Origin of the sequence: Azospirillum sp. SYSU D00513 (assembly GCF_017356015.1) — a bacterium.
Classification (GTDB): domain Bacteria; phylum Pseudomonadota; class Alphaproteobacteria; order Azospirillales; family Azospirillaceae; genus Azospirillum.
In genome coordinates this window covers 205298-226945 of the sequence record NZ_JAFIQV010000004.1, presented here as the reverse complement: position 1 = coordinate 226945, position 21648 = coordinate 205298, and the positions used below count along the sequence as shown (strand labels likewise).

Annotated in this window: 21 protein-coding genes and 1 pseudogene; 7 read left to right on the top strand and 15 right to left on the bottom strand. The window is 68.0% G+C overall.

The features are described 5' to 3' along the window. The 10 genes and pseudogenes from JUB11_RS05195 to JUB11_RS05150 form a co-directional block, all read right to left on the bottom strand. Complete coding sequence (locus JUB11_RS05195) at positions 1–1398, bottom strand: 3'-5' exonuclease (RefSeq protein WP_207456818.1); 1398 nt, start codon at positions 1396–1398, stop codon at positions 1–3. Between the two features lie 402 nt (positions 1399–1800). Beyond that, positions 1801–2118: pseudogene (locus tag JUB11_RS05190) on the bottom strand (transposase); the annotation flags it as partial. Between the two features lie 143 nt (positions 2119–2261). After that, positions 2262–5780, bottom strand: a complete 3519-nt coding sequence (locus tag JUB11_RS05185) for a tetratricopeptide repeat protein (protein ID WP_207456814.1) — start codon at positions 5778–5780, stop codon at positions 2262–2264. A 5-nt stretch (positions 5781–5785) separates the two neighbouring features. Continuing rightward, on the bottom strand, positions 5786–6505 hold the full coding sequence (locus tag JUB11_RS05180) for a flagellar motor protein MotB (protein ID WP_207456812.1): 720 nt from the start codon (positions 6503–6505) through the stop codon (positions 5786–5788). Further along, positions 6502–7242, bottom strand: a complete 741-nt coding sequence (locus tag JUB11_RS05175) for a hypothetical protein (RefSeq protein ID WP_247886851.1) — start codon at positions 7240–7242, stop codon at positions 6502–6504. Before JUB11_RS05175 ends, JUB11_RS05180 begins: the two co-directional genes overlap by 4 nt. Before the next feature lie 18 nt (positions 7243–7260). After that, entirely contained in the window at positions 7261–7935 is a 675-nt protein-coding gene (locus tag JUB11_RS05170; RefSeq protein ID WP_207456810.1) for a protein phosphatase CheZ, read from the bottom strand. A gap of 194 nt (positions 7936–8129) precedes the next feature. Next, positions 8130–9101 carry a hypothetical protein gene (locus JUB11_RS05165; RefSeq protein ID WP_207456799.1) on the bottom strand — a complete coding sequence of 324 codons (972 nt, stop codon included), beginning with the start codon at positions 9099–9101 and terminating at the stop codon, positions 8130–8132. A 9-nt stretch (positions 9102–9110) separates the two neighbouring features. After that, entirely contained in the window at positions 9111–9665 is a 555-nt protein-coding gene (locus JUB11_RS05160) for a DUF6468 domain-containing protein (protein ID WP_207456796.1), read from the bottom strand. Continuing rightward, complete coding sequence (gene fliM, locus JUB11_RS05155) at positions 9662–10741, bottom strand: flagellar motor switch protein FliM (RefSeq protein WP_207456792.1); 1080 nt, start codon at positions 10739–10741, stop codon at positions 9662–9664. The genes JUB11_RS05160 and fliM overlap by 4 nt, the downstream gene beginning before the upstream one ends. 18 nt (positions 10742–10759) lie before the next feature. After that, on the bottom strand, positions 10760–11302 hold the full coding sequence (locus JUB11_RS05150) for a flagellar basal body-associated FliL family protein (RefSeq protein WP_207456790.1): 543 nt from the start codon (positions 11300–11302) through the stop codon (positions 10760–10762). A 470-nt stretch (positions 11303–11772) separates the two neighbouring features. Here JUB11_RS05150 and flgF point away from each other — a divergent pair, with 470 nt between their 5' ends. The 4 genes from flgF to flgH are packed head-to-tail and all read left to right on the top strand — an operon-like array spanning position 11773 to position 14907. Beyond that, positions 11773–12495, top strand: a complete 723-nt coding sequence (gene flgF, locus JUB11_RS05145; RefSeq protein WP_207456787.1) for a flagellar basal-body rod protein FlgF — start codon at positions 11773–11775, stop codon at positions 12493–12495. A 29-nt stretch (positions 12496–12524) separates the two neighbouring features. Beyond that, positions 12525–13310, top strand: a complete 786-nt coding sequence (flgG, locus tag JUB11_RS05140; protein ID WP_207456785.1) for a flagellar basal-body rod protein FlgG — start codon at positions 12525–12527, stop codon at positions 13308–13310. Between the two features lie 46 nt (positions 13311–13356). Beyond that, positions 13357–14121, top strand: coding sequence for a flagellar basal body P-ring formation chaperone FlgA (gene flgA, locus JUB11_RS05135; RefSeq protein ID WP_207456782.1), 765 nt, complete (start codon positions 13357–13359; stop codon positions 14119–14121). A gap of 12 nt (positions 14122–14133) precedes the next feature. Further along, positions 14134–14907, top strand: a complete 774-nt coding sequence (gene flgH / locus JUB11_RS05130) for a flagellar basal body L-ring protein FlgH (protein ID WP_247886850.1) — start codon at positions 14134–14136, stop codon at positions 14905–14907. Positions 14908–14968: 61 nt separating this feature from the next. Here flgH and JUB11_RS05125 read toward each other — a convergent pair whose 3' ends face one another. After that, positions 14969–15163, bottom strand: a complete 195-nt coding sequence (locus tag JUB11_RS05125) for a hypothetical protein (protein ID WP_207456779.1) — start codon at positions 15161–15163, stop codon at positions 14969–14971. 34 nt (positions 15164–15197) lie between these two features. Between JUB11_RS05125 and JUB11_RS05120 the strand changes: the two genes are divergently transcribed. Continuing rightward, positions 15198–15623 carry a hypothetical protein gene (locus JUB11_RS05120; RefSeq protein ID WP_207456777.1) on the top strand — a complete coding sequence of 142 codons (426 nt, stop codon included), beginning with the start codon at positions 15198–15200 and terminating at the stop codon, positions 15621–15623. Between the two features lie 147 nt (positions 15624–15770). On the opposite strand, the gene JUB11_RS05115 is transcribed toward JUB11_RS05120, so the two are convergent. Beyond that, positions 15771–15986 (bottom strand): hypothetical protein, encoded by a 216-nt coding sequence (locus JUB11_RS05115; RefSeq protein WP_207456775.1) that lies wholly within the window; start codon positions 15984–15986, stop codon positions 15771–15773. Between the two features lie 162 nt (positions 15987–16148). Here JUB11_RS05115 and JUB11_RS05110 point away from each other — a divergent pair, with 162 nt between their 5' ends. Both JUB11_RS05110 and JUB11_RS05105 read left to right on the top strand, forming a co-directional pair. Next, complete coding sequence (locus tag JUB11_RS05110) at positions 16149–17660, top strand: HAMP domain-containing sensor histidine kinase (protein WP_207456772.1); 1512 nt, start codon at positions 16149–16151, stop codon at positions 17658–17660. Between the two features lie 50 nt (positions 17661–17710). Further along, positions 17711–18601 carry a hypothetical protein gene (locus JUB11_RS05105; RefSeq protein WP_207456769.1) on the top strand — a complete coding sequence of 297 codons (891 nt, stop codon included), beginning with the start codon at positions 17711–17713 and terminating at the stop codon, positions 18599–18601. A gap of 6 nt (positions 18602–18607) precedes the next feature. On the opposite strand, the gene JUB11_RS05100 is transcribed toward JUB11_RS05105, so the two are convergent. The 3 genes from JUB11_RS05100 to JUB11_RS05090 form a co-directional block, all read right to left on the bottom strand. Then, on the bottom strand, positions 18608–19720 hold the full coding sequence (locus tag JUB11_RS05100) for a serine hydrolase domain-containing protein (RefSeq protein WP_207456767.1): 1113 nt from the start codon (positions 19718–19720) through the stop codon (positions 18608–18610). A 122-nt stretch (positions 19721–19842) separates the two neighbouring features. Beyond that, positions 19843–20217 (bottom strand): hypothetical protein, encoded by a 375-nt coding sequence (locus JUB11_RS05095; protein WP_207456765.1) that lies wholly within the window; start codon positions 20215–20217, stop codon positions 19843–19845. 200 nt (positions 20218–20417) lie between these two features. Continuing rightward, positions 20418–21602: a TMEM43 family protein gene (locus tag JUB11_RS05090; RefSeq protein ID WP_207456761.1), complete on the bottom strand. Its 1185-nt coding sequence runs from the start codon at positions 21600–21602 to the stop codon at positions 20418–20420. Between the last annotated feature and the right edge of the window lie 46 nt (positions 21603–21648).

Sequence of the window (21648 nt, the reverse complement as noted above, 5' to 3'; positions counted from 1 at the left end):
TCACACGTCAAGAGTTTTGAACGTACCTGGTTTGAAGAATTCTATAAGGTCAGATGCTCTATCTGGCTTGTATCCAACCATAACAGTTTTCCGAGCTCTTGCAGCGGCCATGGCAAGAAGGCGTCGCTTACTAAGCAGCGTGTCATCGTCAGAGCCCTCACCATGTGGCAGGTTTTCAGCATTTAACCCGAGCATTATCACATGATCAAACTCGAGTCCTTTAGCGGAATGCATTGTACAAAGCGCAACGTTTTCTTTTCCTTGTGGCCATTCGCGATTTTGTGTTAACTCTATAAAATCAATGCCCCTTTCAGCAAGTGCAGTCCTTACATCTCTAAACCAATTACCACCCATTGGCTTTAAGAAGGCGACTGACTCCTTTTCTAGATCCACGTGGTCTTGCACCCACCTAAGAGCGAAAGCTAATTGATCACTGTAGAACCCGCGCAACACTAAAGGCTTATCGCCATGCCGGGACAGCGCTGCAATATTGGGTAAAGTGGCGTCGTCATCAAGGGGGATGCCATCGATAATACCTGCAGCAAAAGATGCAATTTCGACAGTATTTCGATGGTTCTCTTCCAACCTATGATAGCGCGCGTTGCGTATGCCGATTTCACTCCACGTGTATCCACGTGGGTACAAGCGCTGTGCAGTATCAATCACTAGCGTAAGGCAATGTGGCTCCGCAAGGTGCTTTATAACTGCGCGCAGTTGATTTGCAGAAAAGTCCTGAGCTTCATCAACGATCACGATGTCGTATTGCAAGCTGTCCATATTTTTCATATCATGTGCAAGAGTATGCCAATCATGGCATCCCTTTCCATTATCAAGTAGATGTTTCTCATACTGTTGTATTGCAGCGATGATCTGAGGACGCAACGTCCGCAGAACTTGAGGTGTTGATCCACGACCGGTGCGATCCGCGTCTACATAATGCTCTAAATTTTCACGACTAAATCTTCCTCTTACATAATCTATCTCATTTAAAAGAAACTCACTAGGAAGAGGAATGCCGCGACAGAAGTGTAACGCCCAATTCCTCTGCGTATCTCCGTTTAAAATAGGTACATTGCCAAGACCTAATCGAGCCCAGGATGCAAATGTTGATACCTGGACTTCTATCCCAGGAGCAGAACGAAGCTGAGTACGTGCAAGCTCCTCTACATATCCTGCAAGCGATCGATAATACGTTAATACAAGGATTTTGACCGGACGCCCTAATTTGAGCCGTTGAATTCGTTCAGAAAAGGTGAACGCGAGCGACTCAAGGCGAAGTATTGCTGTTGTCGTTTTGCCACTACCAGCAGCCCCCCTGAGGATTTCAACACCGGTTGCCCTACTGCTGATAATCGGCAACTGTTCTGGCGTAGCGCGCTGAGGCTGCAAGGCAAGCATTTGGAATACCGCTTAATTGATCATCTGGAGTTGGTATAAAGCATCTCTCTTCAAACGTCCAGATGCCGTGCCCAACTTTCAAACCTCATGCTTGCATTCGTCCGTATGATCGCCACCGACTTACACTAGTTTGGTTAAAAAGTTAATATTTTTTGCTTTTATATGCACACGCGCAGGTAATACTAGAAAGTTTTCACTAAATGCTATGGGGAAGTCAAATGTAAATTCTTAGTTTATTGATGATTTATTTCATCTTTTACACTAAATTATTTGCCAAGGTTGTGCGTTTCCATATAATCGTCAATTTGTGGCGTGCAGTTCAATTGGAATTGAGCCTCGGGATATTAGCGGCACAGTTTATCCTCCGCTGGGCTCGAATGGGAGTATGGGGCTCCGACCCTGGCCCCGACGGTCGGCACTGGCCTGCAACGCTTCCAGGACGCGCTGCCAAATGCCGGCTTTGCGCCAGCGATAGGACCAACTCGAAACCGTGCCGAACGAGCCGTACCGTTCCGGCAAGTCACGCCAGGGCGCGCCCGTGCGGGCGATCCACAGAATCCCATTGATCATGCACCGGTGGCCGTGGCTCGGTCGCCCGGTTGACGCACGTTCCGGAGGAAGAGGCGGCTTCAGCCGCTCCCAATGCGCGTCTGTCAGATCATAGCGTCCCGTACTGCACACTTTGGGACTGCTCTTCAACCTGCCACCCTTTGCAGACATGACCTAGTACTACAGCCAGTCCCTATCGTTTTTAGTTCGTCGCTTCCAGTGTGAGCGGCGGATGCGCTGCTGGTGTCGTCTTCGCCAGAGGGACCAAGCGATAACGGCGTCTGGTGGGGCGTCAGATTTTATGAGTAAACAGCCTAAGCCCCCGGCGCGCCCGCATTCTTCGCCCGGTAGTCCTTCAGGAACTCCTTGAAAATATCCACCTCCGCCACGCGCGAGCGCACGGTGCTCACGTCGATCAGGCCGAGGGCCTGTTCGGGGCGGGTCAGGACGCGGAAGGCGTCGGCGTCGGGGCCGGTGGTCATGGCGGGGCCGAAGTCGCGGCGCAGGAGGTTCAGGCCGGTGCCGTCGCCAGCCAGGGCCAGGGCGACGGCGCGGTTGAGGACGAGCTGCGAGGTGCCGGGCTCGATGGGGGTGCCGGCGGCGGGGGGCGGGCCGATGACCTTGCCCAGCGCGAAGGCCGCCGGTTCCCATTTCTGGCCGCTCCAGGCGATGTCCACCCGCAGAAGCTCGGCGGCCTTGCTGTCGTCCTCGGCCAGCAGCAGCAGCGCCTCCTCGCCCCGGCCGAGTTCGGCGAGCGCCTTGGCCTGCATCAGCCGGCGTTCCGCGGCCAGCTCCGGCGGGATGCCGGGGATGTTCGACAGCTCCAGCGCGCGGATCGCCTGCTCCGGCTTGTTGTCGAGCAGCCGGACAGAGGCCAGCCGCGTGCCGACCCGCGCCTTCTCGGGGCCGGACAGGCGGTATTCCACCTGATGCTGCAAAAGGTCGGAGGCGCGGTTCAGCAGATCGACCTGGATCAGCCGCTCGGCGAGCTGGCGGACGATCTCGTCGCCCGGCTCCCCCACGGGGGTCAGTTCGCGGAACTGGTCGTAGAGGTCCAGCGCGTCGAGCGTGGAGAGGTGGGCGGCGCCGTCCTTGTAAAGGTCGCCGAAGATGCGCGTCATGTCGCCGGCGATCTCCTCGGCCAGCGGCGTGCCAGCGGCGAGCGTCGCCGTTTCCTTCATCGTCTTGAAGCCCTCGGCGTACTGGCCCGCCTCGATCAGCGCCTGGCCCATGCGGCGGCGGATCTTCATTTCCAGCGCATCGCCGCGCCAGGTGACGGTCAGCCCGCCCAGCCGCTCCGCGGCGGCGGAGGGCGACATGGTCTTCTCGGCCAGCTCCAGCTCGGTCAGGGCCAGCCCGGCCTTGGCCCGGTAGAGGCGGTCGAGGCTGTCGTAGGCGGCCTGGAGCTGTTCGCGCGCCGGCTTCGGCTCCTCCGTCTGCATGTGGTAGAGGCCGCGCAGATATTGCAGCTCGGGGCGGTCCAGCCCCTCCTCGCCCGCGCGCTCGATCACGCGGTCGAGCATGCGCTTGGCGAAGGGAAGGTCCTTGGACTCCAGGGCCGCCTCCGCCGCGCGCAGGGCGAGCTTGCCGAGGATCGGCTCGGGATACTGGGCCAGGATCGCGCCGCCCGCCTTGAAGCCGTCGAGCGCCGTTTTCCAATCGTCCTTGTCGGCGGCAAGGTCGGCGGCGCTGGCGGCGCGCCACAGCGCCGTTTCCGGATGGCTGGACAGCACCGGGTCGCCGAGGTCCTTGGCCGCGCCCTCATGGTCGGCGGCCAGCACGCGCGCCGCACCCCGCAGGGCCAGGAACTCCGGCCGGCCATCGAGGTCCGGCTGGTTCTGGCGCAGCACGTCGAGCAGACCCAGCGTCTCCTGCGCGAAACCCTGGGAGAGGTAGAAGCGCGCGAGGTCGAGCTGCGCCTTCGGCCGCTCCGAATCGGGGGCGTTGACGGCGGCGAGCTGAAGCTCCTGCCGGTTCTCCGTGTAACGGTCCAGACCGCCGCGCTGCCAGGCGGCGAAATCGAACAGGCGCGGCGGCTGCCCGCCCTTGCCCGTCGCGGCGCCCGGCGGAGCGCCCGGCCCGGCCGAGGCGCCGCCGGGCGCCGGGAAGGGCGGCGATCCGGAAGCCGGCGCCTGCGCCAGGGCCGTTTCCGCCGGGGCCGCCTCCCTGGGGCGCCGACCGGAATCGGCGGTGGGGGACAGGTGCAGGCCGCCGGCGGCGGCCAGCTCCACCCCCTCCTTCACCGGGCGGACGCTCACCCCGTCGGCGATGGGGCGCACGACCACGCCCTGGTAGGAGGCCATCACCTCCAGGTCGGCGTAGCGGTGCGGGTCCAGCACCGCCGATCCGGGCACCGGCAGCGGCACCACATGCAGCCGGTCGCCGATGTCCGGATCGACGAGCTGCACGACCGCCGCGGCGTCCGGCGCCCGCGCCAGCAGCCGCGCGCCCAGCACGAAGTCGGGCTCCGGATCGATGGGAATGTCCTTCGGCGGGGCGGTGGACAGCCGGGCGGCGGGCGTGATCCGCCAGACCGTGCCCTGGCGCTCGAGCTTCGGCCAGACCATCGGGCCGATGTTCGTGCGGAAGGCGGTGCCGCCGGTCGCCGGAACCGGCTCGATGGCGCCCAGAAGCTCGCCGCCATGGCCGACGATCCGCCCGGCCCCGATGGGAAGCGGCTTGTCGAAGACGATGTAGAGGCGCCCGGCGCGCGGGAACAGCGCGATGGAGGACGGGCCGCCCGCGTCGAAGACCAGCGCCGGCCCCTGCCCGGCCTCGCCCTTGGCCGGCGCCGGCAGGAAGTGGGCCTGGACCGGCGGCTGCGGCGCCCTGGCCGGGGCCGGGGCCTCCACGGCGGCGGCGTTCGCGGCGGAGGCGGTGGTGCGGCTGTCCGCCGTGGCCCGGCCCGGCGCCGCCGGGAGCGGTGCTTGCGGTGCCTGCGGGGCGGGGGCCGCGGCGGCCGTCTGGGCCTGCGGCTGTGCCGGTGCCGGTGCTTGCGGCTGCGGCTGGGCGGCCTCCGCCGGCTTGGCGGGGGGGCTTCCGGTGTTCAGCACCTCCAGCACCACGGCGCTGCCGGACCGGCTTTCCCGCAGCCCGGCGCCGTGGGGTGCGACGAAGGTCACGGCGAGGTTGCCGTCCGGCTGGCGGAAGCTCTCGACGTTGCGGATGTTGCGCAGGCTGGCGCGGGCCACGGGGGACAGGTCGGCCCGCGCGGCCCGGTCGAACAGAACGGTGACGGCGCTGCCGTCGCGCTTGACCGTGTAGTCCACCGGCCCCGGCCAGTTGAAGGCGATGCGGCTGTGCGTCGCGTCGTCGTTCCCCTGCACCGTCACCGTCCCGGCGGCGGGCCTGGCCGGCTGGGCTTGAGCTGGGGTTTGGGGTGCGGTGGGCGGAGCCGCCTCCTTGGGAGCCTCCCCGGGCGCGTCCTTCGTCGGGAGGAGGTCGATGACGATGGGGTTACCGTTGCCGCTGCGGAAGGTCTTCAACTCGACCGGCCGCTTCAGGGTGAATTCCACCGTCTTGCCGTCGGCGGCGATCCGCCCGCCGGACAGGTAGCCGGGCAGAGCCGACACGGCGCGCTGGACCGGCGCCTCGATGGGCTGGTCGAAGGCGACGATCAGGCTGCTGCCCTCCACCCGCGCGGTGAAGCCGACCCGCTCCGGCCAGTCGAACACGACGCGCCCGTAGGTCGGGTGGGTGGCGGCGCGCACGGGCACCGTCGCGGCATGGGCCTGCGGCGCGCCGGCCAGGAGGCCTCCGCCCAGCGCGGTGCACAGGGCCGTGGCGGCCATCAGGCCGCGCAGCCAGCGCCGGTGCGATGCGCGTCCCGCCATGGCCGTCAGCCCTCCGCCTCGTCGCGCACGACCACGTCCACGCGCGGTCCGGCGCTGGCGCCCATTCCCGTCCCGGCGGCCATGACGCTCCGCGCCACGAGGTCGCGGCGGTAGCCGGTCTCGCGCAGGGCCGCCGCGACGGCGACGGCACGGGTCAGGGAGCGCTCCCAGGCGTGGCCGTCGGCACCCTCCTCGCCCTCCGCGTGGCCGACCACCTCGATCCGGTTGCCGATGCGCCCGACGGCGGCGCCCAGCAGGAACAGCACGCGCCGCCCCCGGTCGGAGAAGGCGCCGCCGGGCGCGTCGAACATCAGCGCGCCGGGCAGCCCGATCACCAGCCGGTCGTCCTCGCGCCGCACGGACAGCCCGGACAGCTCCGGATCCTGGCCGGTCTGGCTGCGCAGCAGCGCGTGCAGGTAATCCAGGTCGATGGTGCCGTCCGCCTCGACGGCCTGCGCGTTGAAGGCCGCCTTCGGCTCCGGCGCGGCGCTGGACGGCGCCAAGGCGGTGGAGCGCGCCGACATCAGCACCTTGGCAAGCCCGCTCGAGCCCTCGGCCGTCAGCGGCTCGCTCATCGAATACATCAGCACGAAGAAGGCGAGCATCAGCGAGATCAGGTCGGTCAGGCTGATCAGCCACAGCGACTTCGGCGGGGCGGCCTCGGCGTCCAGCCCGGCCTTCGCCGGGCGCGTCAGGCCCGGCGGGTTGTGCGGCAGGCGGATCATGGGCGCGCCTCCGCGTCGCGCGGGCTGAACAGCAGCCGCACGGCGCCGGGCTCCCCGCGCTCGATGCCGATGGTGACGCCCTCCGCCGGGGCGCCGGTCTCCACCAGCAGGCGGGCGAGCGCGCCGGCGCGGGCGACGGGGCCGGGGGGATGGGCGGGGCCGCCGGACGGGCCGCCAGCGGGGCCGAGCGCCAGCAGGGCGTCCAGTTCCAGCCGCTCGCCCGGGCGCGGGTCGCGCAGGGCCTCGGCGACGCGGTCGATCAGCCCCTGGCGGTCGGGGCGCAGCGCCGCCGTGCCGGGCACGAACAGCTCGTCGGCCGGCAGGCGGACCTCCAGCCGGTGGCCCGGCCCGACGATCTCGGTCTTGGCGACGGCGATGGAGGCGGCGAACAGGTCGCCGACCGCGGCCAGCCGCTCCGCCGCGAAGACGGTGCCCGCGCGCGAGGCCAGCGGATCGGCGCCGTCGCGCAGGCGCGGGTCGATGATGAAGGAGGGGAAGCTGCGGTCGAGCGAGGCCATCACCGCCCTCACCCGCTGCGGCGCCTGCATCGTCTGGGCGTTCAGCACGATGAAGAAGACGAGCAGAAGCAGGAACAGCGACAGCAGGAGCAGCAGGCCGCCATTGCCGGATCCCGCACCCGCGCCCGGCCCCATGCCGGCGGACTGGAGGCCGGCATGGCGGAGAGGGGGCAGGCCGCTGGCCGCTGCCTTGCCGGAGGAACCGCCGGTGGGACTCATGGCCTCAACCGGCCGACATCAATCGAAGCTCGCCAGAAGGCGGTCGATCTCGTCCTGGTCCATGGCGTTGCCCGGCATCTGCGGTCCGTTCAGCAGGCTCTTCTCCTCCTCGTCCGCCGTGGCCGGGGCCACGCTGACGGGGGCGGGGGCGTGGCGCATGTGGTTCTGGCGCACCTCGTTGCCGAAGGCGGCCACGACCATGTCCACCTTGGCCTCGATGTGCTTCAGGGTACGGACGACCTTGCTGATGCGCTGGCCGGTCACGTCCTGGAAATTGCAGGCCTCGTAGATCTTCGTGACCTGGTCGTTCAGCTTGCCCGCGGCCTCGGGGTCGAGCGTTGCCGATACGGCGCCGATGGCGTCGCAGGCGTCGAAGATCGCGAAGGTCGCCTTTTCCGTGGCGCCGACGACGGCGTCCAGCTCGTCCGTCGCGGTCGGGATGTGCTCGTCCCGGATCTCCGCCGGCTGGAGTGCGGCGATCTCGGCCTTGGCGTTCTCGATGTATTTCGCTAGGTCCACCACCTCCTTGTAGAGGCGGAGGTCGGTGACGTTGACGTCGCCGTCCATGCTGCCGAGGATGGCCTGGACGATCTCCGTCACCTCCGCGCGCGACAAGGGCTGCGCGGCCTCGGCGCGGGCGGCGTCGAGCTGCTGCTGCAGTTGCTTCTGTTCGGAGAGGCTGGATATGGCCATGGACGTTCCCGGCAAGGGTTGGCGGCGACGGCGCCGGGAGACCGGCACCGGGCCTCATGGCCGCGCGCGTCCCCACCGGCTTGGAGCCGTTCAAGCCAGCATGAGGCTAGATCGTCTGGGTTAATAGGGCCTTAATGAAGGCTATTCGCACCGCCGCCGTGGCCGCCGGGCCACAGCGGCCTGGCGGCGCGCCGTCACGGCTGCGGCAGCGCCGGCAGGGTGCGGCTGGCGACCAGGGCGGAGGTCACTTCCTTGGCCTTGACCGGGTCCATGGCGGCGAGCACGAGGGCGGTCTTCTGCTCCTTCATGCGCTGGATCACGCCGAGCAGGACGGGCATCTCCAGCTCCTCGAAGATGCGGGCGGCGTCCTTCGGCTTCATCGTCTCGTAGATCTTCACGAGGCTGTCGATCTGCTCGGACTGCTGCTGGTCGCCGTCCTTCATCAGCTTCTGGATGTCGGCGCGGACCTTGTCCATCTCCTGGATCTTCTGGTCGATGCGCTTTTCCGCCGCGGCGAGCAGCGCCTCGCGCTGCTCGGCCTCCTTCACGCGCCGCTCCAGCTCGGCGCGGCGCTCCGCGAAATGCTGGAGCAGCTCCTCGTTCCGGACCGGGCCGAGCGGCCCGTCGGCCGCCGTCATCGGCGGCGGGGAGGAGGACGCGCTCGCGCCGCCCTGCGCGGGAGCGGCGGCCGGCTGCCCCTGCCCCTTGGCCGGCGCCTCGCTGGAGCCGGCGGCCGTCTTGGCATCGCCGGGCTTCGCATCGCCCGGCTTGGGCGCCGTCGCCTCGGCGTGGGAGACCGGGAAGTCCGGAAGCTGGGCGTCGCGGGCGGCGATGCGCCACAGGTCGCCGACGCGCAGGCCCAGCATCAGCACGGCGACGAAGATGGTCACGGGCAGAATGCGGAAGCGCATGCCCTTCACGGACGCCTTCAGCCGGGCGGCGAGCGAGGGGCCGGCCGGACGCTTCGCGCGCCTGGCGGCGGGCTTTGCCTTCTTGCGGGCGGCCGCGGCCTTCGCGGCGGCGGGCGGCGGCTGGACGGCGGCGCCATGGCCGGCGATGCCCTGCGTGGTGCGGACGCCGCCGGGCGGCAGCGCGCCGGCCGGGCGGATGACGACCCTGGGTTCGGCGCCCGGCGCCGGGCCCTTGGGGGTGGTGTTCTCTGCCATGGCGCGCCCTTACCGACGGTTCTCGATGGCCTGGAGCAGTTCGCGCTCGGCCCGGGAGAGGGTTTCGCCCTCGCGCGTGATCGTGTCCTGCTCGCCCGCCTCGCGCAGGGGTGCCGGCGGCGGGGAGGCGGCGAGGCTCCGCTTGACCGGCAGCGGCCCGTCCTCGGCCGGCGGGCGGGTGGCCGCCAGCGGCCGGGGGCCGGGGGCCAGCGGACGCGCGGGCGCCTTGGCCCGCTCGCCGCCGCCGCCGCTGGAGCCGCTGAGCCGGTTGGCGAGCCCCTCGCCCGTCTCCAGCATGAAATGCAGCTCGTCGCGCAGGGCCTGGGCCTTGCCGATGGCGCGCTGGAGGTCCTCGCCCGTGTCGGACGCGGTCTTCTTCATGCCGCGCACGCCGGTCTCGGCCTTCGACATCGCCTCGTTCAGGCCGACGATCAGCTCGGCCATCTCGCCCCGGCTCTCGCGCAGCCTGATGATCTGCTTGTTCAGGATGATGGCGTAGGCGATGGTCGCGGCCAGCAGGCCGACCATCACCAGGTCGAGGATGAGCGAGAGGTTCGGGCTCATAGCCGCATCACTTCCTGCTTGGGGAGTTCCTTTTCGAGGCGCACGGCGATGTGGCCGCCCTTGCGCCCCATGCGTCCCTGGAACATCGACACGTCGCCGCAGCGAAGCTCGATCGCGCCGTCCGGCGTGGCGTTCAGCAGGATGCGGGTGCCGACGCGCCAGTTCAGCACGTCGTGCAGGGTCATCGTCACCTCGTCCAGCACGGCCGACATGTCCACGTCGGTGACCAGCAGTTCCGACGCCAAGTGGGTTTCCCAGATCGAGTCGCGGCCGAACTTCTCGCCCATGAACATCTGCAGCAGAAGCTCGCGGACGGGTTCCAGCGTCGCGTAGGGGATCATCAGCTCAAGCCGGCCGCCGCGATCCTCCATGTCGATGCGCAGCTTCACCAGCACGGCGGCGTTGGCGGGCCGCGCGATGGTCGCGAAGCGCGGGTTCGTCTCCAGCCGGTCGAAGCGGAAGGTCACCGGCGACAGCGGGTCGAAGGCCGCCGACAGGTCGGACAGCACGACATGGACCATCCGCTCGACCAGGTTGCGCTCGATCGTGGTGTAGGGGCGGCCCTCGATGCGCATCGCGGCGGTGCCGCGGCGGCCGCCCAGCAGCACGTCCACGATGGAGTAGATCAGCGCCGAATCCACGACCATCAGGCCGTAATTGTCCCATTCCTCCGCCTTGAAGACCGACAGCATGGCCGGCAGCGGGATGGAGTTCAGGTAGTCGCCGAAACGCACCGACGAGATCTGGTCGAGGCTGACCTCGACGTTGTCGGAGGTGAAGTTTCGGAGGCTCGTGGACATCATGCGGACGAGGCGGTCGAAGACCACCTCCAGCATGGGCAGGCGTTCGTAGTTGACCAGCGCCGAGTTGACCAGCGCCATGATGCCGGAGTTGTCGCCGTCGCCGACGCCACTCTGGTCGAAGCCCAGCAGGCTGTCGATCTCGTCCTGGTTCAGGACGCGGGTCGAACCGCCGCCCATGTCGGCCATGTCGCCGACGTCGCCGCTGTCCTCCGCCATGGCGGCCCATTCGGCGGCGAGCCGTTCGTCCTCGCTGAGTTCCTCGGTGTTGCTCATCGCTTCGCCTCCGCCGCCCTACTGGACCAGCATTTCCTTGAACAGCACGTCCTTCACCTTCACGGGATGGGCGGCCGCGGTGATGCGCATCAGAAGCTCCTGGCGCAGGCGGTACATGCCGGCCGACCCCTTCAGGTCGTCCAGCCGCAACTCGCGCAGATACACCTGGAAGTTGTCGATGATGCGCGGCAGCACATGCTCCACCGCCGGCACGTCCTCCGGCTTGGAGAGCTGGATCGAAATCCGGATCTTCAGGTAGGACGGGCGCTTGCCGGTGCTGTTCAGGTTCACCAGCATGTCCGGCAGGTCGTAGAAGACCGGGTTCAGCAGCGGGTCGTGCGCCGGGTCCGCCGGAGGCGCCTCCGCCGCCTGTTCCTCCGCGTGCTCCTCCTTGCCGAGCAGGGAGTCCAGCAGCCCGCTGAAATAGACACCGGCGCCGGCGCCGATCAGCAGCACCAGCGGCAGGATGATGAACAGCACCAGCTTCTTGCCGCTGAACTTCTTGCGCGGCAGGCCTTCGCCCGAAAGGTCGCCTGCGTCGTTGTCGGCGGTCGCGGTCATCGGTGTCCTGGAAGTGGGTTCGGGGACGCTTCATCACGGCGGGGCGTCACGGCGGGGCTTCACGTCGGGAAATCCGGCCCGTCCTGCCCGATCAGCCTATCTTTCGGATAGTTAAAAAACCCTTAGGATAGGGGTTCCGCGGCGAGTCGGCACGCTTCTTGATTGAAGGCGCGGTTGCCGCGGCCGCACCCCTCGCCAGTGCCGCGGCCCCGCCGCCGGCCTTCGGTTCCGGCCCTCACCCGCCGCGCGTCCGCTGGCGGGAACGGGAGCTTCTTGCCGGGCGCCGCCCGTGATCTTTTCCGGGCCGGCGGCAGCTTTTGCCCGGCGGCCGGCACCAGCGGGTCCCGTTCGCCCCAACTCTTCCGGGTAGGCTCGGGAAAATGGCGCCGATCCTGGACTGGCACGGCGGCTGCATAGGGATGGGTGCCGGACGGAAAGGCTCCGCCGGCACAGATCCTGAGAGGCCGCCGATGGAAAACCCGATCTACGTCGCCCTGTCGCGCCAGATGACCCTGCGCCGCCAGCTCGACGTCATTTCGAACAACGTCGCGAACATGAACACCACGGGCTTCAAGCAGCAGCGCATGCTGTTCACGGAGTTCGTGGAGCGCCCCGGCCTGCACGAGAAGGTGAGCTTCGTGCAGGACCGCGCGGTGGTGCGCGACCTTTCCACCGGCCATCTCGCCCAGACCGGCAACCCGCTGGACCTGGCGCTCACCGGCAACGGCTATTTCACGGTTGATACGGTCAACGGCCCCCGCTACACCCGCGCCGGCAGCTTCCAGATGAACGACCAGCGGCAGGTGGTGGACCAGGGCGGCCTGCCCGTGCTGGCCGACAACGGACAGCCCATCACGATCCCCGCCGGCACCACGGACATCAAGGTGGCCGGCGACGGCACCATCTCCACCGAACTCGGCCCGGTCGGCCGGTTGAACATCGTCACCTTCCCCAACGAGCAGCTGATGACCGAGGTCGGCGCCGGCCTCTACGTCAGCGACGAGGAGCCGCAGCCGGCACCGGTGGACACGAAAGTGGCACAGGGCTTGCTTGAGAATTCCAACGTGAAGCCCGTTTCGGAGATGACCGCGATGATCGACGTGCAGCGCCAGTACCAGTCGGCCCAGAAGCTGATCGACAGCGAGAACGAGCGCATGCGCACCGCCATCCAGCGGCTCGGCCGCTCCGTCTGACGCATCCCGAAGAGAAGGAAAGAACCATCATGCGCAGCCTCGCCATCGGCGCGACCGGGATGATCGCCCAGCAGTTCAACGTCGAGACCATCTCGAACAACATCGCCAACGCGACGACGACCGGCTTCAAGAAGCAGCGCGCCGAGTTCCAGGACCTGCTCTACCAGAACTTCCGCCGCATCGGCTCGACCTCGTCGGACGCCGGCACCATCGTGCCGACCGGCGTGCAGGTCGGTGCGGGCGTGCGCATCGCCGCCGTGTCCCGCGTGATGGAGCAGGGCAACCTGAACGTCACCGACAACAAGCTGGACCTGGCGATCAACGGATCGGGCTATTTCCAGGTGGAGCTGCCGAACGGCGACGTCTCCTACACCCGCGCCGGCAACTTCAAGCTGAGCCCGGAGGGCATGATCGTCACCGCCGACGGCTATCCGGTGCAGCCCAACATCACCGTCCCGGCCGAGGCGGTGGACATCGCCATCAACCCGTCGGGCGAGGTGCTGGTGAAGCTGGACGGCCAGGTGGACCCGCAGAATGTCGGCCAGCTCCAGCTCGCCACCTTCGCCAACGCGGCCGGCCTCGAGGCCATCGGCGACAACCTGTTCCTGCAGACCCCCGCCTCGGGCGAGGCCATCGGCGGCAACCCCGGCGCTCCCGGCTTCGGCCGCGTGACCCAGGGCGCGCTGGAGACCTCGAACGTCAACGTCGTGCAGGAGATCACCACGCTGATCACCGCCCAGCGCGCCTACGAGATGAACTCCAAGATCATCAAGACCACCGACGAGATGATGCAGCAGGCCGGGCAGCTGAAATAAGCCGGCCTGACCCGCACCACACCTCTCCGGCCCAGGGAATTCCGCCATGAAGCGCACCGCCGCCGCCCTCCTCCTCGGCACCACCCTCGCCGTCTCGGCCATCGCGGCCACGGCCGTCCCCGCCCCGGCCTTCGCCGGAGCGCCGGCGTCGGCGCCGGTGGTCTATGGCCAGCCGCACATCGAGGCGGTGTTGACGGACGCGCTGGCCGCGCAGATCCGGCTGGGCGAGATGCGGCTGGAGCTGGACGGGCGCGCTCTGGAATTGCGCGCCCCGCAGGGAACCGAGGGGCTGGCGGTGCAGAACCTCCATTACAGCGCGGCGCAGGGCCGTTTCGCGGCAGAGGTGGTCGCCACCGGCCCGGCCGGCGCCCCGGCGGCACGCCTGCCCGTCTCGGGCCGGGCCTACGGGGTGGTGCAGGTGCCGATGCTGGTCCAGCGCGCCCTGCCCGGCGAGCCCATCGGGCCGGAGGACATCACCTGGCAGGAGATGCGCGCCGACCAGACCGGCAGCGACATCGTCGCCGGCGAGGCCCAGCTCCTCGGACAGGTTCCCCGCCGCGTGCTCGCCCCCGGCCAGCCGATCCGGCTGCGCGATCTCCAGTCGCCGCGGATCATCGACAAGGGCGCCATCGTCACCATCACGCTGGTCACCGGGACCATGTCGCTGTCGGCCCAGGGCAAGGCCCTGCAGGACGGCGGCAAGGGCGACGTCATCCGCGTCGTCAACACCCAATCCAACCGCATCGTCGAAGCGACGGTCGCCGGCATCAACCATGTCGCCGTGGCAAAGCCCGGCGCAGCCCTGAACTGAGGAGAAAGCTCCATGACCGCCCGCCGGATGCCAGCGCTTCGCCACGCCGCCCGCTTCGCTCTCCTCGCCGCCGTCGCCGCGGGCCTGCCCGCCTGCAACGCCGTGTCGCGCGTGGCCGACATCGGCTCCGGCCCGCAGCTCACCCAGATTCAGGACCCGCAGGCCGCCGCCGGCTACCAGCCGATCAGCCTGCCGATGCCGACCCCGCTGCCGGCCGAACGCAACCCGAACTCCCTGTGGCGGACGGGGGCCAAGGCCTTCTTCAAGGACCAGCGCGCCGCCAAGGTGGGCGACATCCTGACGGTGAACATCCAGATCGACGACCAGGCCCGGCTGAACAACCAGAGCACGCGCGGCCGCGACAATTCGGAATCGCTGGGCATCCCCGGCATGTTCGGGCTGGAAGGCCCCGGCGGGCTGGGCACCCTGCTGCCCGACGCCAACCCGGCCAGCCTGATCGACATGTCGAGCACGACGGCCAACACCGGCCGGGGCGCCATCAACCGGCAGGAGCAGATCGAGCTGAAGGTCGCGGCGCTGGTCACCCAGACCCTGCCCAACGGCAACATGGTGATCCAGGGCCGGCAGGAGGTCCGCGTGAACTACGAACGGCGCGACCTGGTCATCACCGGCGTCATCCGCCCGGAAGACATTACCGCCCAGAACACCATCAGCTATGAAAAAATTGCCGAGGCCCGGATCTCCTACGGCGGCCGCGGCCACATCTCCGACGTCCAGCAGCCGCGCTACGGCCAGCAGCTGTTCGACATCATCGCACCCTTCTGACGAGGGCCTATCCTTCCGGATGCGGACGGCAGGGTCGGTTCAGGGACATAGGGCTTGGCGGTCACACACGGGGTGGCACGAACGGCACGCCGCGGTTCATGTCGTTGAACCACTGTGCCACGACCTTGGCGCCGACCTCCGTCAGCCCGCGCTCGACCACCAGCAAGCCGCCGCCGGCGGCCAGCAGCTTGGCGTCATAGACGAGCCAGCGGCCTGGTTCATCGGGGTCCGCCTTGTGTGCGTATCGCTCCTGCATGGACAGGAGCGTTTCCAAGCAATCTTACCGAAAGATGAACACTGCGGTATGCATCACACGGATTGCCCGGGCTGGCCTGTCATGTCATGAAAACCTGCGGCGGGCGGAACATCATACGCAGACCGCGCTAATCATCGTCATCGTCGTCCTGGCGGTCATCGTCATCGTCATCCCGGCGGTCATCGCGATCGTCATCGCCATCATCGTCGTCATCGTCATTCCGGAAGGCAACTCCGTCATCTTCCCCGTCGTCTCCAAGGCCGCGACCTGGGAAGAACCGCGACTCACCGAGATAGATCCGGCGGTTGCCCTCCATCCAATAGCTGGACTCTCCGTCACGAAAGGCGCGCCCGTCGTCGTTCCGATCGTCCTCGGCCATGCCGGGCGCTATCGATGCGCCGAGTGCCAGAACCAGTGCGGCGGCTGTCAGGCTGTGTTTCAGCATCCGATGTGCTCCTGAGGATCGCTTCGGGCGTCTCAGGGAAACAGGCCCTTCACCGGCGGGTTCCGGGCGGAAGAGCACTGAGAGAGAGCTTCATCTCCTCGAAAGGCGCGAAAGCAGCCGATTGCCCATCCACTTTGCCCGCCCCCTCGAACGGGAAATGCGTCAGGGCGAGACCTCGCTCCGCTCGCGGCGGACCCGCACCGTCTCCGTCACGTTGAGTGCCACGGCCCAGACGCCAGCCGGTGCTTCCTCCAGCCCGGTCAGCGGGCCGTCGGGGGAGAGTGCCACGGCATCGTTCCGGGTGTCCCACACCAGCCATCGGCCGGCGGGCTCGGGTCTGGCGACGTATCGGTCGGAAAGGGGGGCGCGGTCGGTCATGGCCGCAGAATCATGGTTCGACCCGAAACCGTCAAGCCGTGGCATCGTCCTATGACCCTGCCGCGGCCGCCCGCCCGGCCGAGCAACGGTAATCATCCGAATTTCATAGGCCAGGGCCAAGAGGTTAGCGCGGCGTTAAGACCCGGCTGGCAAGCTGGGAGGATGGACCTCGACATCCGCACCCTTTTCGCCGCGCACGCGCTCGTCTCCACGACCCTCGGCCTGCTGATGGTCGCCTTCTGGCGCGCCCACCGCGGCCTGCCCGGCCTCGGCCTCTGGACCCTGGGAACCGTTCTGCTGGGCCTGGCGCTGATCGGGGTCGTCACGCGGGGCGTCCTGCCGGACCTGATCACCATCGTGCTCGGCAACGGGCTTGGGCTCGTGGGAATGGCGGCCTTCTGGAACGGCATCCGCCTGTTCGGGCGCAAGCCGGCGCGCTGGAAGGCCGTGCTGGCCGCGATCGGGGTGGTCGAGATCGCCGTCGCCTACCACACCTATGCCGTGAACGACGTTCCCGCACGCATCGTGGTGACCTCGGCGCTCATGTCCGGCATCTGCTTGCTGTGCGTGCAGGAACTGCTGCGCGGGCCGGTGCGCCGGTTCCGGACCACCTCGGCGACCGCAGCCTTTCTCTTCGGCTTCGTGGGCGTCACCCTCGCCTTCCGGGCGGCGTCGGTGGCATTGCTCCCGCCCGATGCGGGCCTGTTCACGCCCACCACCGCCCAGGCCGTGCATTTCCTGGTGTCGCTCATCAGCAACATCCTGATCGTCGTGGCGCTGCTGATGATGGCAATGCAGTCGCTCAAGCAGGAGGTCGAGGCCCGCAGCGTCGAGCTGGAGGCAGCCCGCAGCCGCGCCGAGCAGGCCAGCCGCAGCAAGAGCGAGTTCCTGGCCCAGCTCGGTCACGAGCTGCGGACGCCGATCAACGGCGTGCTCGGTTTCGCCGACCTGATCCGGACGGAAGCCTGCGGCCCGGTCGGCGATCCGCACTACCGGGAATTCGCCGCCAGCATCCATGACAGCGGCGAGCATCTCCTGGATCTCATCAACGAGGTGCTCGACCACGCCATGGTCGAGGCCGGCATCCTCAAGCTGGAGGAGGATTCCGTCGATCTCGCGGCGACCGTGGCCTTCTGCACGGGCCTTCTGGCGCCGCGCGCTGACCAGTCGGGTGTCCGGATCGCCTGGTCGGTCGCGCCGGCGGCGCGCATCGTCCGCGCGGACGAGAAGCGCCTGCGCCAGATCCTCCTGAACCTCGTGTCCAACGCGGTCAAATACACCCCGGCCGGCGGCGGCGTGACGGTCACGGCCGACCTGGATCCGGCGACCGGCCTCCGCATCCTCGTCGAGGATGACGGGATCGGCATCGAGGCAGACGACCTTTCCCGCGTGCTGGAGCCGTTCGGCCGCACCCAGCGCGGCCGCGCCAGAAGCGTCGAGGGCATCGGCCTGGGCCTGCCGCTCACCAAGCGGCTCGTCGAACTGCATGGCGGGCGCCTCCTGCTGGAGAGCGCCCCCGACCGGGGCACCCGCGTGACAGCGGTCCTGCCGGCCGGGCGCGTGCTGGTTCCTGCCGGCATGGCCCCCGGCGAAAGCCCGGCGCGTCGGCCCGCCGATGGCGGCGACCCCGCCGCCCGGAACCAGGATGGCTGGAGCCGGCCCGTCACGGCCTGAATCCCGTTCCGCGTCATGGCCCGATTTCTCAGCCTGAAAGGAAACCACCGGTGCTGAAAGCTCTCGTTCCCGGCCTGCTGGCGGCTTTCCTCGGGGCGGCGGGCGCGCAGGCGGCCACCCCGCTCGAGGGCTACCTCGCGGCGCGCGACCGCCATGTCGAGGCGATCAACCAGGGCGCGGAGGCCAACGGCCTCGAAAGCGTGGCGGCTCAGGAGGAACGCGCGCTGGCCGAGCTGGAAGGCCGGCTCAGGGCGATGATCGGTCCCCTGCGGCTGGATGGCTTCCCGGCGGAGGGCCGGATCAATCTGGAGACCCTGCTGAAGGAGCTGGGCTACGGCCGGCTGGACGGCCTGTTCCACGATTCGGCCCGCACCGGTGCCGCCGTGGTCGCGACCACCGAGGAGCTTCTGAAAGCCTGGCTGAAGGAGCACCAGGATTGGTGGCCGGATGCCGCCAACCCGCCGCAGGACATCCCCGCCGCCCTCCGGTCGGAGGCGTTCTACAGCCAGGCGATCAGCACCGGTGCCCAGATCGCGGCGTTCGGCGAGATCCCGGTGACCCTCCCCGGCGGGTCCGCCTTCGCCATGCTGGCGATGGCCCGGCAGGACATCGGGCCGGTCCTGCCCGACCTCCTCGTCCTGGCGCTGGTGAAGGACGGCCGAGTCTTCGTCGCCAGCCTGCCCGCCGAGGCGGCCATCGAACCGATTCCGGCCTGCCAGGAGGTCTGGCGGCGCGCCGAGGTGAAGGCGGAGGGCTTCCATGAGGCGTACCGGGCCTCCAAGCAGCGGGACGAGGCGCTTCTCGACAAGGCCTTCAAAGCCGAAGAGGACGGCGACGCGGCTTTCCGCCGCTGCTTCGCCGATCGGGTCGAGGCACAGCCCGCCTACCCCGACCTCCTGCGCCGGGCGCAGGCCATGGTGGACGGGCTGGGCGGGCGCTGACGGGCCTCAACGCTTGCCGAACAGGGTCGCCGCCGCCCGGTCGAGGATCGACGAATCCGACGCCTGATTCCCGTTGGTCAGGAAGACGATGGCGGTCCGGCGGTCCGGGTAATAGCGGGCCTCGGCCTCGAACCCGTCGTAGCTGCCGGTGTGGCCGGCCCAGCGCCCCCAGCGGTCCTTCCCGAGTTCCAGCCCCATGCCGTATCCCGGCTCCAGCGCCGACGGCGCGCTCATCCGGCGCAGCCCCTGCTGCCCGAGCAGGCGGCCATCGCGGAACAGCGCGAACAGAAAACGCTCCAGATCCTCGGCGGTCGTGACCAGCGGTCCGTCACCCAGCGGGCTGTTCCAGGACAGCAGGCTGACGTCCTTCTCCCTGCCGCTGTCCTCGATGTCCGCGTAGCCATGGGCGAGGCGCGGATCGTCGGGCCGGGCGCCGACGGTGCTGCCGTCCATGCCGGCCCGCGCGAAGACGCGCCGCCGGAGAACCTCCTCCAGCGGCGCGCCATCGGCCGCCTCGGCGATGTGGCCGAGCAGGACGAAGTTGCTGTTGCAGTATTCATAGGCCGCTCCCGGCTTTCCGGTCGCGGGTTCGCCCAGCGCGAAGGACAGCGCGTCGGCAGGGGTCCAGCGGCGGCGCGGGTCGCCCCGGCTGGTTTCCGTGAAGCCGTCGGTCAGGTAATCGGGTATGCCCGAACTGTGGTCGAGAAGCTGCGACAGCCGCGCCGAGCGCGCGTTCGCGAGACGCCCGATACCCGGAATGCCGGAGGCCAGCGCCGCGACGGGCGCGTCCAGCGCCAGCTTGCCCTCCTCGACCATCTGCAGAACCGCCGCGGCGACGGCCATCTTGCCGACCGAGGCGACGTAGAACCGGGTTCCCGGCGTCACCGGCGCGCGCGTGCGGCGGTCGGCGACGCCCGCGGCGGCGACGCTGCGCGTTCCGGGACCGGACACGAGCAGCACGCCGCCCGGCAGTTCCTCTTCCGCCAGGAAGCGGTCGAGAAGCGTCCTATACGGATCCGCCCGCAACGCGGCGGGACTGCCCGCCAGGGCGGTCAGGAACGCTGCGGCGGCCAGCAGAAGCCTGGAGCCGGAGATCCCGTGGAAAAGCGATGAAAGCATCCCCGTCCCTTTTCCGGAACGGCGGCGGGCGCCCATGCGTGCCGCGCCGTTTGGGGGAGGATCGCCGCACCGGACCCGCCCGTGAGCGGGACCGGCCCGGTGCGGGTGCCCGAAGCCGGCCGTTACTCGACGGCGGCGGTGGTGACGCCGGTGTTCCTGTTCCAGCGCAGGGTGAGCTTGGAGATCTGGCACAGGTTCAGGGCCTGCCAGACCGCCTCGTCGCCATCGTCATAGACGACCTTCATGTCCCACTTGCAGACATTCTCGCCGTTGTCGAAGACCAGCTCGAAGGATTCGTTGTTGTTCAGCATGTCACGGCCGAGAACGTCCTCTTCCCAGCTGTTGTTGTTCGCTTCGGAAACATAGACGTGCTTGATCGGATAGCCGGTCTTGTTGACGACCTCGAAATCCTGCTGGCCAGCGAAGGCCGGGGACTGGGTCATGACAAGAGCAAGAGCCGCGGAAGCCACGGCACCCTTCACGAACTTGGAAAACATGGAAAAGACCCCCAAAAGGATATACGCCACACAACCTATTTCGAATGAGCAATCCATTAGAGTCAAATGCAATCTTCCGTGGTTCCAAAAATCGATCTTTCCGAACAGCCTTAGGCTGCAAAGAAAAACATCACCGGGAAAGGAAAAGGCCGAAAACGGCGGCCTTTTCGTTAATAAAGGATTTCGTTTCTCAAGAGTTCTCACGGACGGGCGCCGGAGACCGCCGGTCCGCCCACTCCCCGGCCGGACAGCAGCCACCGGAACGCCAAGGCCAGCAGCACGCCCGCGGCGATCAGGCCGGCGCCGGCCAGCGGACGGTGAACCAGCCACGCGACCGCTATGGTGAGGATGGTCAGGGGAACCGAAACACACAGCGCGAGCCACAGCCATATCCCCGCGACCGCACCCTCCGATCCGGAACTGACGCTCCCAAGCCACAGGACGGGGCTTCCCAGCATGAGGAGCCCCAGCAGCATCATGCCGAAGCCGAGAGCGCGCAGCATCCAGGTCTGGTTCCGCTCGTCCGTTCTGGCGCGCGCGAACATGGCATCGGCGCTGTGGACGCCGGTCTCGACGAGGTTGATCGGATAGCCGCGTTCACCGGTGAAGGCCGTCAGCCAATCGCCGGACTGGGCGGCGGCGACGCTGATGGTCTGCGCCGGCACGACGTGGAAGGTCACGCGCAGGTCGCCCACCCGCGGCTGGTCGGGCGCGCCGCTGTGAAGCCGCTCGCCGGCCCAATGGAACCCCTCCGGCACGGGTGCCGCGAGGTCGGGCGGCATCGGCAGGAAATCGCCGATCTGCGAAAGCAGTCCCGGTTCCATGGCGAAGGCTCCGACCCTGGAGCCCCGCGCGTCGAGGGTCGCGCTCCGATAGGGCGTGGTGGGGTTGACGTGGCCCTCCTCCCATCGGAAGGCGGTCGAATCGATGGGCTGTTCGGACCAGTCCGTGAAGTAATGGTAGGTGGTCTCCTCGATCTCCTCACCGTCGGCGGTGGTCTCGGTCCTGGTCTCCCGCTCTTCCTGCCACTGGTACATCTCCACCCTGCGATCGAGCCGGATCGCCTCGGTGGCGGTGACGCGGAAGACGGGGTCTTGCAGCGGTCCCGGAACCGCCACCGGTCCCGACAGGTGGACGAGACGCCCCTCGTTGGCGGGATCGACGCTGTCCGGGCTGATGGAAACCACCGACTCCGCACCGGCGTTCAGGGCGGTCATCGCATCGAAATCCCGCCCCTCGTTCCAGAAGAGCAGGCCGAGGCTGCCCAGGAACAGCAGGACGCCGAAGAGCGCGCCGAGCAGGGAGTTGCCGAGGCGGGCGAACGGCCCCCTCACGGTGACCTCCGTCATGCTGTGGATGCGCCCGTGGGGATGATTTCCGAACATGTTCCCGCCGCTCCTGCTCGCCGCTCATCGATGGCCCCGACACTTC